Genomic DNA, 14,188 nt, shown 5'->3' with positions numbered 1-14,188 from the left:
GGGCCAAAGTTTGCAAAAACAAAAGTTTTTAAAGTAATTATTTAGCAATATTTTAGCATACTAAGTACGAGAGAACCCTAATTCATTAATATCCCGAGAAATAATATAAGCCCGAGCGGCTCGCTGCATGGCGAGAATGCTATAAGCTAATGCTTCGACTTCATCCACGCGCACCCGAACTGCATCTAACTGTTTTGAGGTGTCATTGACTCGCCTGACTCCATGAAAATATACCAAAATCGCCGCACAGACTGAGAGCAAAATGGGAACAGCGTATCCCCCAAAAATCTGGTAAGTCACTTTGATTTTGGAGAAATCCCAGCTATAGGGTAAAGGTTTTACTAACATAAGGCAGATTTTTCCAATGGGTTCACGATCGTTTACAATAGAGGCTGCTTTACTGTAAGCCCACGGCTTCTGAGTGTTGACCAGCCATGACGACAAGCAACTTGTACGAGCAAATTCAGCAGTTTTACGATGCTTCCTCTGGACTCTGGGAACGGGTTTGGGGGGAACATATGCATCACGGCTATTACGGAGAGAGGGGCGATCGCCGGTTGGATCGACGACAGGCACAGATTGACTTGATTGAGGAACTCCTGGCTTGGACAGGGGTGCAGTTGTCTAAGGACCTCAACGGCCAGGTTTCCACGATTTTAGATGTAGGTTGTGGCATCGGTGGTAGCTCTTTATACTTAGCACAAAAGTTTAATGCCAGCGCCACGGGAATTACCCTCAGTCCGGTCCAGGCAGCGCGGGCTACAGAACGCGCCAGAGAAGCCGGAATTCCTCCATCCTCGGGTCCGGAAGGGGGGAGTATGACCCCGGATACCAGGGCGGAGTTTCGGGTGGCCAATGCCCTAGAATTGCCCTTTGCGGATAATTCCTTCGATCTCGTTTGGACCCTGGAAAGCGGCGAACATATGCCGGATAAAAAGAAGTTTTTACAGGAATGTTATCGGGTGTTGGCACCGGGAGGTGCGTTGATGATGGCAACCTGGTGTCATCGTCCCGTAGCACCGCCTGCTGCCCCCCTGAGCGATCGCGAACGGCATCAATTAATGGAAATTTACAAGGTTTATTGCCTGCCTTATGTGATTTCTTTACCCGAATATGAGACAATTGCCCGAGAAATTGGATTCCAAGGAATTCAGGTGGCGGATTGGTCCGAAGCGGTGGCTCCCTTTTGGGATTTTGTGATTGATTCTGCCTTTGACCCCTCGGCCCTTTTGGGATTATTATTCTCCGGTTGGCAAACCATTCAAGGGGCGCTGGCGCTAGGACTGATGCGCGATGGATACAAGCAAGGGTTAATTCGATATGGGTTACTCTGTGGAACGAAATCCTAACTTTTCTTGAGTGTCTTTGCTGTTGTGGTGAGTCTATATTTTAGCTAGATTATGAGCCAAATTTCTCCCTCTCCTCCTGCGGTTTCTCAACCGGCTGAAATGAATGTGGTCCAGAAATATGCCCCTTGGCTCTATTCTTTCTGGAAATTTACCCGCCCCCATACGATTATTGGCACCAGTTTGAGTGCGATTGGCTTGTTTGCGATCGCCTGGGCTTTCTCTGGAGAAAGCCTGACTTGGAAAGCCCTTTTGCCCTTATTCGGAACTTGGTTTACCTGCCTCTGTGGGAATGTTTATATTGTTGGATTAAACCAACTTTTTGATATCGAAATTGACCAAATTAACAAGCCGGAGTTACCCGTTGCAGCCGGTGAATTTTCCCGGCAACAAGGGCAAATTATTGTAGGAATAACGGGGAGTTTAGCCGTTGTCTTAGCCTGGTTACAAGGCCCTTGGTTATTGGCAACGGTACTCATTAGTTTAGGATTGGGAACGGCTTATTCCTTGCCGCCTATCCGTTTAAAACGGTTTCCCTTTTGGGCGTCTTTTTGCATTTTCACCGTGCGCGGGATTATTGTTAATTTAGGCTTGTTTTTACATTACCAATGGGTGATGCAAGGGGAGGGCGCGATGATGATTCCCCCCTCGGTATGGGCGCTGACGCTGTTTGTTTTGGGCTTTACCTTTGCGATCGCCATTTTTAAAGATATTCCCGATATGGAAGGCGATCGACTTTATCAGATTAGCACCTTGACCCTGCGTTTGGGAGCGCGTACCGTCTTCGATTTAGCAAAATGGGTTATAGTTTTCTGTTATATTGCGACCAGTGTAGCGGCGTTTTGGTGGCTGCCGCAAGTCAATCCCTTTGTCTTGGCGATCGCCCATACGGTGGCATTGATGGGGTTATGGTGGCGCAGTCGCGAGGTGGATTTAGAGGATAAAGTCGCGATCGCAGCTTGTTATCAATTTATTTGGAAACTATTTTTCCTCGAATATATCATGTTTCCCGTGGCTTGTCTGTTGGCGTAAATTCCTATCATCACCCTCCCCGATAGCCTTTAAATAATGGACGTGAATCAATCTGCGAACCCTTACTCACAACTCTCCGTTTCACAATGTTTGGAAATGGCTCAAAAACAGTGTGAAACTGGGAATTTTGCCCGGGCACAAACTTTATGTCGGGAAATTTTGCATCGGGAACCGGAGAATCTTCTGGCATTGAACCTGTTAGGAACGATCGCCTCCCAGGAGGGAGATAATTTAGGGGCGATTGCTTGGTATCAGCAAGCGGTAAAGATCCATCCAAATGTGCCGGAGTTCCATTACAATCTGGCAAATTCCTTGAAGTTGGAGGGACAACAGGCAGAGGCGATCGCCCATTATCAGCAAGCGCTCATTCTGCGACCTAATTATACCAAAGCCTGCTATAATTTAGGCAATTTGCATCTGAAACGGGGAGAGATTCAAGAGGCGATCGCTCAGTATCAACAAGCGATTGCTTTAGATCCACAGGATTTGCAAATCCAGACAAATCTCGGCAATGCCTTGAAAGAAGCGGGAGATTTAGAAGCAGCAGTCGTCCAATATCGGCAAGTCTGCGATCGCTCTCCCGATTCGGCAGAATTTCACTATAACCTCGGCGTCGCCTTGCATGATTATGGGGATTTAGCTGAGGCAGTCGCTTGTTATGATCGGGCGATCGCTCTGGAACCTCACACCGTCATCTACCATTGGAATCGCGCCCTCTCCCTCCTCCTATCTGGCGACTACCCCCGGGGATTGGTTGAATATGAATGGCGCTGGCAAACCGCAACCCTCACACCCCGCCCATTTCCCCAACCGATATGGGACGGTTCCCCCCTCACCGGGCGCAGTATTCTCCTGCATAGTGAACAGGGATTGGGAGATACTCTACAATTTATCCGCTACATTCCCCTTGTCGCAGCCTTGGGCGGGCGGATCATCCTGGAATGTTATCCCCCCTTATTTCCCTTGTTGCAACAGCTAGAAGGGGTAGATATCCTGGTTCTGCGGGGTGAACCGTTACCGGCGTTTGATGTTCATGCGCCCTTGATGAGTTTACCCCGAATTTTTGGCACAACGTTAGATACAATTCCCCGGGATATTCCCTATCTGATGGTGCGTCCCCCGCACCCGGGAAGGGTGGGGCTATCCGAACAAAGCCCCCCTGCGCGGGCTGAGGTATCTTCAGCAAAGAACGACCAAAATACCTCTGACTCCCCTCTTCTTAAGGGGGGTTTCGGGGTATCTCCTGTGAATGCTCCATCGGAAAATATCATCCCTTCTCCATCTTTCAAAATAGGAATAGTTTGGGCGGCAAATCATGAGAATCCCACGGCTATCAAACGTTCTTGTCCCTTCAGTTATTTTCGCCAATTAATAGAAGCATTTGCACCCTCTTCTCTTAGCTTTTATAGCTTACAAAAAGACTCGACTGAACTCACTGAACTCTCCCTGGAAGTCCCGATTCAAGATTTGGCCCCTCAATTGAATCATTTCCGAGATACCGCTGAAGTGATGGCGGAATTAGACTTAATTATTACCGTGGATACGGCAGTGGCGCATTTGGCTGGGGCATTGGGAAAACCGGCTTGGGTATTGCTACCCTTTGCACCGGATTGGCGGTGGTTACTGCATCGCCCCGATTCGCCTTGGTATCCCACCCTACGCCTGTTTCGCCAAAGCCAGCCGGGGGATTGGCAAAGTGTTTTTGATGAAGTGAAACAAGCCTTCATTGAGGCAGGGGAATTGACAGAAAATTGGGCAAAAATTACCCAAAAAGTGAGTGCAAAACTGGGGCGCGCAATTGCAGCACATCAGGAGGGACATTTAACCGCAGCGGAACGGTTATATCGGCAAGTGTTGGAACAAATGCCAAACCATCCGGTGGCTTTAACGAATTTGGGAATGATTCTGAAAAGTCAGGGAAACTGTCAAGAAGCCCTGGCTTGTTATCACCAAGCTTTACCTTACGCGCCGCAAGAAGTGGGGTTGCATTATAACTTAGGAAATGCCCTGTGGGAACTGGGAAACCGGGAAGCGGCGATCGCCCAGTTTCATCGGGTGATTGTCTTGCAACCGAATCATGTGGATGGATATAATAATTTGGGGATGGTATTGCACGAGTTGGGGGAATTAGAAACCGCGATTCCTTACTTTGAACAGGCGATCGCCCTGAATCCCAATTATGCCCAAGGATACAATAATTTAGGGTTAGTGTTGCACGACTTAGGACAAGTCGAGGAGGCGATCGCCTGTTATAACACCGCCCTGCGCCTGCAACCCGACTACTCCGAAGCCCATAACAACCGGGGAATTGCCTTACTCATCCAAGGTGACTTACGCCAGGGATTTCGGGAATATGAATGGCGGTGGCGGGTGAAAGCGGCACCGGATTTACCCCCCATTCCTGCCCCATTTTGGGATGGTTCCGATCTCCGAGGTAAGACAATTTTACTCCATGCCGAACAAGGATTGGGAGATTGTATCCAATTCATCCGCTATGCCGCCTTACTCGTCCAACGCGGGGGGCGAGTCGTTGCCTTGGTTAACCAACCCTTGGTGCGCTTATTTAAAAGCGTACCGGGCATTGATCGCGTCAGTGCCTATTGGTCCGAATTAGCCCCGATTGATGTGTGGATACCGCTGTTGAGTTTGCCTCACATTCTAGGAACTACCTTAGCCACCGTCCCGGGAGAAGTGCCCTATCTCACTCCAACCCATTTAGCCCCAGTTATATTAGATGCACCCGGATTCAAGGTGGGCATCGTCTGGGCGGGGAATCCGCAACATAAAGGCGATCGCACTCGTTCCTGTCCCTTGCGCTATTTTCTCCCCCTGCTCAACATTCCCGGCGTGAAGTGGTATAGTCTCCAAAAAGGGCAGGAAGAAACCCGAATTCGCCAGCAAAATCTCCCAATTCAAGATTTAGCCCCGCACTTGCAGGATTTAGCGGATACCGCAGCCGTTATCGCTCAATTAGACTTAGTGATTACGGTGGATACTTCCGTGGCACATTTAGCCGGTGCCTTGGGTAAACCCGTCTGGGTGGCGTTAAGCTATGCCCCGGATTGGCGATGGCTGCTGAATCGCACAGATTCCCCTTGGTATCCGACAATGCGCCTGTTTCGCCAGGAGGAACGGGGGGATTGGCAGGGGGTATTTGATGAGATGGCAGAGAGTTTAACCGAGGTGTTGGCAACGCGGATTGTCTTCCCAGAACCTCACACCATCAGCCCAGAATTCGCCCTCGCCCGCCAGGATTACGAAGCGGGTAACTTTGCTGATGCCCAACGCCGTTGCCGGGTGTTGCTGCGTCAGTATCCCAATCAGGCGCAAGGGTGGCAACTGTTAGGGGCGATCGCCCATCAAGGGGGAAAACTGAATACCGCAGTGGGGTATTACAAGCAAGCACTGATTGCCGATTCCCGCTATCTCCCTGCCTATATCAATCTTGGGGCAGCCTTACGCAGTTTGGGCAGAACCAGTGAGGCAATTTCCTATTTAGCACAAGCGATCGCCGTGGATTCCCACTCTGTGCCCGCCCATTATAATCTAGGAAATGCCTTGTCTGACGAGGGACATTTCCAGGAAGCGACTGCCCACTATCGCCAAGTCATCGCCCTGGATGCCTATCATAGTCAAGCACATTACCATCTGGGAAATGCCCTAAAAGAGTTAGGAAATGTTACCGAGGCAGTCGCCCACATCCAGCAAGCGACTACCCTTGACCCCGACTATACAGAAGCCCATAATACCTTGGGGAATCTGTTACTCAAAGCAGGCAGAATTACCGAGGCAATGGCTTGTTTTCATCGGGCAACTGCCCTGGATTCCCAGTATATTGACGCCCACATTAACCTGGGAACGGCTTTCCTGGAACAACATCAACCCACAGCGGCGATCGCCACCTATCACCGCGCCCTCCAAATCCAGCCCGACTCTGCCGAAGCTCACCTCAACCTCGCCCTCAGTCTGCTTACTGCCGGAGACTTGCGCGGTGGTTTTGCCGAATACGAATGGCGGTGGCGCGTCAAAGGATACCCCGCCCCACCTCACTTTGAGGTTCCTCAATGGGAGGGTACGGATTTAACTGGCAAGACACTCCTATTATATGGGGAACAAGGATTAGGGGATACCCTGCAATTTATCCGCTATGCCCCCTTACTTGCCCAACAGGGAATCCGGGTGGTTGCCTTAGTTGCGGCACCTCTGGTTTCTGTCTTGAAAACCGTTCCAGGTATTGAAGCAATTAGTTCCCATCAGGAGGAGTTAGAACCCTATGATAATTGGGTTCCCCTGATGAGTTTACCTCGAATTTTGGGGACGACTTTAACCACAATTCCCGCTACCATTCCTTATATTCATCCTCCTAATTTAAGCCAACTCCCGCTTAAATCCAAACCGTTTAAAGTCGGAATTGTCTGGGCAGGAAATCCCAAGCACCACAGCGATTATAAACGGTCCTGTTCCCTGGATATTTTCCAGAATTTCTTAACGGTTTCCGGGGTCGAATTTTATAGTCTTCAAAAAGGGCAAGCGGGGCAAAATTGGCAAGGGAGAAACTTACCCTTGGAGGATTTAGGACCATCCCTTGATGATTTTGCCGACACCGCTGCGGCAATCTCCCAATTAGACTTAATTATTACCGTAGATACCGCCATTGCCCATTTAGCTGGGGCAATGGGTAAACCCACTTGGCTGTTATTAGCTTATACTCCCGATTGGCGTTGGGGACTGGAGGGTTCCGAGTCGCCTTGGTATCCGAGTCTGCGATTATTCCGACAACAACAACCGGGAGACTGGCAGGAAGTTGGCGATCGCATTACTGAAGCATTGCGGCAAACGGTGGCTAATTTCCCCCCCATCACCCTGGATTCCGGGGAGGAAAACCAGGAAAAATTGGAGCAATTTCAACAAATCATTGCCAGCCATTCCAACTGTGCCGAAGCCTACTATAATTTTGGAAATTTCTTGAAAACCCAGGGTCAATCCGAGGCAGCAATTGTCCAATATAAACAGGCAATCGCCCTTAAACCGCACTATCTCAACGCCTATTTTAATTTAGGAAACACTTACCTGGAACTCAACCAACCCGCCGAGGCGATCGCCTCCTATGAAAGGGGATTAACCATTGCCCCGGATGATGCCGACATCCACACCAATCTCGGCTTTGCTTTATTAATGATCGGCGACTATACCCGAGGATTTGCTGAATACGAATGGCGCAACCAACGGCAACATGAAGTATCTCCCCCCTTCTGGCAACCCGGATGGGATGGCAGCGACTTCTCGGGAAAAACCCTGCTGCTTTATACAGAATTGGGGTTTGGAGATAGTATCCAATTTATTCGCTACCTACCCCTAGTCGCCCAACGAGGGGGACGAGTTATCTTACAATGTCCACCATCTTTAATCCAATTATTCTCAACCCTCCCGGGATGCGATCGCCTGATTCCCACCGGGGAACCCTTACCCTCTTTTGATCTCACCGCCTCCTTGATGAGTTTGCCCTACCTATTGGGGACAACTTTAGACACCATACCCGCCACCGTCCCTTATTTAACCCCCCCGAATCCGCCCCCAGTCACCTTAGAGAGTCCTTGCTTTAAAGTAGGTATCGTTTGGGCAGGCAGTCCCCGTTATGGGAACCAACGCAATCGATCTTGTCAGTTAGACAACTTGTTACCCCTGGGGAATATTCCCGGCGTCACCTTATATAGTCTCCAAAAAGGACAACCCGGAGAGAATTTCCCTGTCACCCTCACGGATTTAGCCCCGCATCTGCATGATTTTGCCGATACCGCCGGGGCGATCGCCCAGTTAGATCTTGTTATCACCATTGATACGGCGGTTGCCCATTTAGCCGGGGCCCTCGGGAAACCCGTCTGGGTGTTGCTACCTTTTGCCCCAGATTGGCGGTGGATGAGGGATCGCAGCGATTCCCCTTGGTATCCGACAATGCGCCTGTTTCGCCAAACCCAACCGGGAAACTGGCAAGAGGTTTGCGATCGGGTAGCAGTTGCCTTGGGCGATCGGGTGAGTCAAGATGATACAATCATTACTCCCCCGTCTCAGGTGGGGCCAACACAATCTATTCCCCTACCGCCCATCCTCGGCAAGATGACTGAATCCATTCGCGATCGCACCCAACCCGTTTCTAAAACCCCTCATAAACCCTTGAGATTGGGCCTTGCATGGCCGATCAATCAGATGACAGGGTGGGGGATTTATGGGACAAATCTCACCCTGCAACTGCAAAAAAACCCGGGATATGAACCGATGTTATTGCTACCACCGGATACCACTGGGGTGGTGAATCCGTTGGTGCGATCGCAACTCAAACCTGCCTGCGATCGGTATCAAAAATTAGAACAATTGCGGAATCAAAACCCCGGTAAACCGATATGGTGTGATTTTCCCGTCCTTCATGCCCTCGGCAATAACTTTATCAGTGTTGCCACCACCCAACAACTCAGCGGCAAACAGAATATCGGCTTAATCTTCTTTGAAGATACGAATTTAACCCCAAAAGAACGTAAATTAGCCCAAGAGTATCTGTTAATTGTTGCCGGTTCCACTTGGAATGCTGAAGTTCTGAAAAGTCAGGGAATCACCAGAGTTCAGGCATTACCCCAAGGGATAGACCCTACCTTGTTTCATCCCGCCCCTAAGTCTAATTTATTCGGCGATCGGTTCGTCATCTTCAGCGGCGGCAAACTAGAATATCGTAAAGGGCAAGATATCGTCATCGCTGCCTTTAAAGCCTTTCAAACCCGTCACCCCGAAGCCTTACTCATCACCGCATGGCATAACTTTTGGCCACAATTCATGCAAGGACTCGAAACCACCGGCAACGTCAAAGGACTGCCGAAAATTGGGGCAGATAAACGCTTACACATTACCGATTGGTTAGTTAATAATGGGTTGAGTCCTAACTCCTTTATCGATATTGGTGCAATTCCCAATTATCTGATGCCGCAAATCATCCGAGAAGCCGATTGCGCCCTGTTTACTAACCGTTGCGAAGGGGGAACCAACCTCGTTGCAATGGAAACAATGGCTTGTGGAATTCCCACTATTTTATCTGCCAATACCGGACATTTAGATTTGATTGCCCCCAATCATTGCTATCCCTTAAAAATTCAGAAAGCCGTCCAATCAACTCCGCACTTTGTCGGCGTCGAAGGGTGGGGAGAATCGGACCTTGAGGAAATTATAGAAGCCCTGGAAACCCTCTATCAAAATCGTGAAACAGCCCAACAAAAAGGCATTGCTGCCGCCCAATTCATGCAACAATGGACCTGGGAAAACCAAGTTAATCGCCTCTTGGAAATTCTAGGAGAAATTCTGTAAACTGATTTGCAGAAAATCCGCACCCTAAAGGGTGGGGAAAAAAGCGGACTAAGCCCCCGCAGGCGGGCTAAGAGAAAAAACTGACTTTTGATACGGTAATTTGGTATTATTTCCTCCTGTCGTCCATCCTGCTGCTAACTGTTAATCCATGACTCAAACCTTGCCCGAATCTTCCCAAAGAAAACCCTTTAATCTGTTAGTTCGACTGAATCAGGACTATCATAAATTGCGCCTAGATTTGGATATTTCCAAATTCAGCCAAAAAATCATGTGGAACTACTTTTCCCAGGGGAAATTCTATGAACCCGAAGAATCCAAATTTTTAGAACGGGTGTTAAAACCGGGAGATACCTTTATTGATATTGGCGCACATATTGGCTATTACTCCCTCATCGCTGCCATTCTAGTCGGCGAAACTGGCAGAGTAATTAGCATTGAACCGGATAGGACCAATATTAACTGGATTCAAGACCATATTACCTTAAATCAGTTCCCCCAAATGGAGGTAATTCCCACCGTCTTGGGTTCAGAAACAAAACCTGTAGAATTCTTTTATAATGCGGATAATGATGGGGGACACGCCTTATGGGATGTGGGATTGCATCAATTTAATAAAATCAGTCGGAGTCACCCTCAAACCTCGACTCTACCCATGACAACCCTGGATGAAGTTGTCCGAGACAAAGGATTAACGGGAGTAAAATTGATTAAAATCGACACCGAAGGGGCCGAATATCAGGTTTTACAAGGTTCCTTACAAACCCTCACCACCTATCAAGTCCCCTACATCATCGCCGAAATTAATCGCTTTGCCTTACAGAAAATGGGAACCGATGAAAAACAGTTACGAGAGTTCATGGCATCTCTAGGATACAGTCCCTATTTATTGCGAAACGAGCCCCCCCACTGGGTGAAATTATCCCCGGATCAATATTACAATTCGGAATACGTTTTCAACTTAGTCTTCGCCTTAACTGATAAACTATAAATGCTGTTCCACCGTTTGTAGTAACGACTTCAGTCGTTATCTTTCCGATGCTTGTAGTAACGACTTCAGTTGTTTCCGGGTTCCTGGAATCTGAAAGACATTACTAGCAAAACCCAGCGTGGTTTCAAAAAAACTGAGAGAACGACTGAAGTCGTTACTGCAAACGGTGATAAGAGAACGACTGAAGTCGTTACTACGAACAAAAGAAAGAGAACGACTGAAGTCGTTACTACGAACAAAAGAAAGAGAACGACTGAAGTCGTTACTACGAACTAAGAAAGAGAAGATTAATCCTAGTCTCGGCGATCGAAGATGGTGGATTTGCCGGGGACCATTAACTCGGCGGGGTAGAGGAAAACTTTTCCTTGCATGACGGCAGCGATGCGTCTGGCATCGGTTTCTCGGTAGGGAACGGTTCTACAATATAAATCCATGTCTCGATAGACTGCGGGTTTTAACTTCTTGTCGGCATCCACTTGTTTATGCTGATAGGTTTCATCTAGTTCTGCTTTACCATATCCCCAGTGTAAATGTTCCGTTAAAATATCGGGAATATAGTGCAATCTGCCGACTCGTTTGGCAATTTCCCAAATCCACATATCATCATAGAGGCATTCAAATAATCCGGTGGTAAAATAGCCTAATGTTTGACACCATTTGCGGGAAACGATGGGGAAGGTACAGAGTTTTTCTTGCCAATGTCCTTCGTTGAACCACATACAAAAGATTTCATCGGGATATTTCTGGGTTTCGATGTCGAGGCGATCGTCCCATCCGAAATCGTTGTAGGTTTGGTCATCGGCTGCCATAATTAGGAGGTTACCTTCGCAGCGACTGGCGAGTTCGTTCCATGCTTTGGAAATCCCGATCGCCTCTCCTAATAAAAACCCACAGCGGCGAAATCGGTCCAATTTCGGTTTATGGGTTTTAAACTGTTCCAAATACTCGGATTGTTTCTTGTCGTCATCATCTACATAAAACAGCAGTTCGACTCGCTGGGGTTGAGATGCGGTGTTTAAAACGCTCAAAGCAAGTCTTAATGCCTGTTCCGGACGTCCTCTTGTGGGACAGAGGAGGGAGATGGTTTGCGGGGAGGTTGACATGGTTTCAGGTGATTTTCGATGAAGCACTCCTGATCGAAAATACTATAAAAGGCAGCAGTGCCACCCCAATCAAGGTAAGATACCGTCTGAGGATGTCAAAAGGGACAAGCAATTGTGACTGAAACCGGGGGAATCGTCTATTTGGTGGGTGCAGGTCCTGGGGATGCTGCCTATTTAACGGTACGATCGCGGCAATTGTTGGCAGAAGCAGAGGCAGTCGTGTATGATGCCCTGATTGATGAATCTTTGCTACAATTAGCGCCTGCCGGTTGTCAACGGATCCATGTCGGCAAACGCGGTGGACAACCCAGTTGGCAACAGGGGGATATCGATCGCCTCCTGGTGGCGCAATGTCAGCAAGGCCAGCGGGTAGTTCGCCTCAAAAGTGGAGACCCCTTTATTTTCGGACGCTGTACGGAGGAAATCCAGGCGTTGAAGACGGCAAGATGTGCTTATGAAGTCATTCCCGGCATTTCTTCGGCATTAGCGGGACCATTACTCGCCGGAATTCCCCTCACGGATCCGGTGATGAGTCACTCGTTTACCGTGGTGACGGGACATGATTGCGATCGCCTCGATTGGGAAACCCTGACGCGAACCCCCACCCTGGTGATTTTAATGGGGACTCGGCAACTGGATGAAATCCTCCGGCAGTTGCTGCAACATGGCAAATCCCCTCAAACTCCCATCGCCATTATTCGCGCTTGTGGCACCCCTCGGCAGGTTGTCTGGACGGGGACCTTTGCCGATATCCGCGATCGCACCCGAGGGGAATCTCTCTCTCCTGCGGTGATGGTGATTGGCGAAGTGGTCAAATTGCGCGACTATCTGCTTCCGGATTCCCCCTCTCGTCGTCCACTCTCTCCCGATTCTGCTGACTCTGTTTCCATGTCTAACTATTCATCTCACGCTGCAAATTCTTCCCCTAATTCTGCCTCGGGGTTAACGGGAAAAACGGTTCTCGTCACGCGATCGGCAGGACAATCCAGTACCTTTACTGAAATGCTAACCGATGCGGGTGCCCAGGTGATTGAAATGCCTGCCTTGGAAATTCGTCCTCCTTCTAGTTGGGAGTCTCTGGATGATGCGATCGCCCGAATTTCGGAGTTTGACTGGTTAATTCTCACCTCTGCCAATGCCGTGGATTACTTCTGCGATCGCCTCCTTGCCAAGGGAAAAGATACCCGCATCCTTGCTGGCGTTAAAATAGCAGTCGTTGGCAAAAAAACCGCTGCAACCTTACAACAACGGAGTTTGACAGCAGATTATATTCCCCCAGATTTTGTGGCAGATTCCCTGGTGGAACAATTTCCTGAAGATGTATCGGGACAAAAAATCTTGTTTCCTCGGGTGGAAACTGGGGGACGAGAAGTATTAGTTGCGGAGTTTACGACTCAAGGTGCGATTGTGGAAGAAGTTGCTGCTTATGAGTCGGGTTGTCCCGAGGCGATCGCGCCGGAAGCATGGAAAGCACTGCAACAGAGGCGCATTGATATCGTCACCTTTGCCAGTTCCAAAACCGTGCGAAACTTTTGCCAGTTACTCGATCGCAAATCTCGCAGTGGCGATCAACCTTGGCAAAGCTTACTAAATAACGTGCGAATTGCTTCAATTGGTCCGCAGACGTCAAAAACCTGTTATGAATTACTCGGAAGAGTGGATGTGGAAGCGCAGGAATATACACTCGACGGCTTGCTACAAGCCTTACTGTCAAAGGGTGAGGGGATTTATTGACCCTCTCTACACAAAAAGCCGGTTTCTGCGAAACCGGACTTGAGAAAATTGATCTCAGGTCTCGTTTAGCTTAACACCCGAAACCAACCGCGTCTCACGCTGTGCAGTAAGCGTTTGATCATCCGTCTCTCTTCTTGAGAGAGGTTGGACTCGGGTAATGCATTTAAGAGCACCCAATCGTGGAAACTGATTTGTTGAGAGAGAGAAGCATTGATGAACATATCGCGGACGGTTGCTGTAACTTGCATAATCTTTTACCTGAACTCTATGCTTACTATTCTGTCGCTCATCCTGGGAAAAATCATCGGTGGAATCGCTCGATCTAACTCAGTAAAATTACGGAACTTTCTCTGTACGTGAAATTACGGAGATGGAGACGGGGTGGTTCCGGTAAGGTTCCCAAGAGACTGTCGCCTCAATTAGGCTCTCAGGTTGGGTCTCATCTTAGGCTAGGGACGGCGCTTGAAATCCTCTGGTCTGGAGTGATGGAGGAGTAGGCTTCATTACGCTGTTAAATTGTATCCTAGTTTTCAAAATAGTTCAAGCTCAACCCCATAAATTCAGCAATTCTCATTTTGGCAAAAACTGTTCAAATCCCCTTGAGCCGTGTATGGTAATGATATCTGCAAAACCCAAGA

At 48.7% G+C, this 14,188-nt stretch carries 8 protein-coding genes; 5 read left to right on the top strand and 3 right to left on the bottom strand.

Features of this window, described 5'->3' with window-relative positions:
• Positions 1-60: 60 nt before the first annotated feature.
• Positions 61-348 (bottom strand): hypothetical protein, encoded by a 288-nt coding sequence (locus NG795_RS27900; RefSeq protein WP_367291860.1) that lies wholly within the window; start codon positions 346-348, stop codon positions 61-63.
• A gap of 86 nt (positions 349-434) precedes the next feature.
• On the opposite strand from NG795_RS27900, the gene NG795_RS27895 reads away from it, so the two are divergent.
• The 4 genes from NG795_RS27895 (at position 435) to NG795_RS27880 (ending at position 10,713) form a co-directional block, all read left to right on the top strand.
• Positions 435-1,349, top strand: coding sequence for a methyltransferase domain-containing protein (locus tag NG795_RS27895; protein WP_367291859.1), 915 nt, complete (start codon positions 435-437; stop codon positions 1,347-1,349).
• Between the two features lie 51 nt (positions 1,350-1,400).
• Positions 1,401-2,378 (top strand): homogentisate phytyltransferase, encoded by a 978-nt coding sequence (locus NG795_RS27890; protein ID WP_367291858.1) that lies wholly within the window; start codon positions 1,401-1,403, stop codon positions 2,376-2,378.
• A gap of 42 nt (positions 2,379-2,420) precedes the next feature.
• Positions 2,421-9,725, top strand: a complete 7,305-nt coding sequence (locus tag NG795_RS27885; RefSeq protein ID WP_367291857.1) for a tetratricopeptide repeat protein — start codon at positions 2,421-2,423, stop codon at positions 9,723-9,725.
• Between the two features lie 148 nt (positions 9,726-9,873).
• The gene (locus NG795_RS27880) at positions 9,874-10,713 is read left to right on the top strand and encodes an FkbM family methyltransferase (RefSeq protein WP_367291856.1); all 840 of its coding nucleotides are present in this window, start codon (positions 9,874-9,876) and stop codon (positions 10,711-10,713) included.
• Between the two features lie 293 nt (positions 10,714-11,006).
• On the opposite strand, the gene NG795_RS27875 is transcribed toward NG795_RS27880, so the two are convergent.
• Entirely contained in the window at positions 11,007-11,816 is an 810-nt protein-coding gene (locus NG795_RS27875) for a glycosyltransferase family 2 protein (protein ID WP_367291855.1), read from the bottom strand.
• Between the two features lie 114 nt (positions 11,817-11,930).
• Here NG795_RS27875 and cobA point away from each other — a divergent pair, with 114 nt between their 5' ends.
• Positions 11,931-13,550, top strand: coding sequence for a uroporphyrinogen-III C-methyltransferase (gene cobA / locus NG795_RS27870; protein ID WP_367291854.1), 1,620 nt, complete (start codon positions 11,931-11,933; stop codon positions 13,548-13,550).
• Between the two features lie 65 nt (positions 13,551-13,615).
• Here the strand turns inward: cobA and NG795_RS27865 are convergent, their stop codons facing one another.
• Positions 13,616-13,798 (bottom strand): hypothetical protein, encoded by a 183-nt coding sequence (locus NG795_RS27865; protein ID WP_367291853.1) that lies wholly within the window; start codon positions 13,796-13,798, stop codon positions 13,616-13,618.
• Positions 13,799-14,188 lie beyond the last annotated feature (390 nt).

Origin of the sequence: Laspinema palackyanum D2c, from assembly GCF_025370875.1 — a bacterium.
GTDB classification, from domain to species: Bacteria; Cyanobacteriota; Cyanobacteriia; order Cyanobacteriales; family Laspinemataceae; genus Laspinema; species Laspinema palackyanum.
This window is presented reverse-complemented; position numbering and strand designations above follow the sequence as displayed.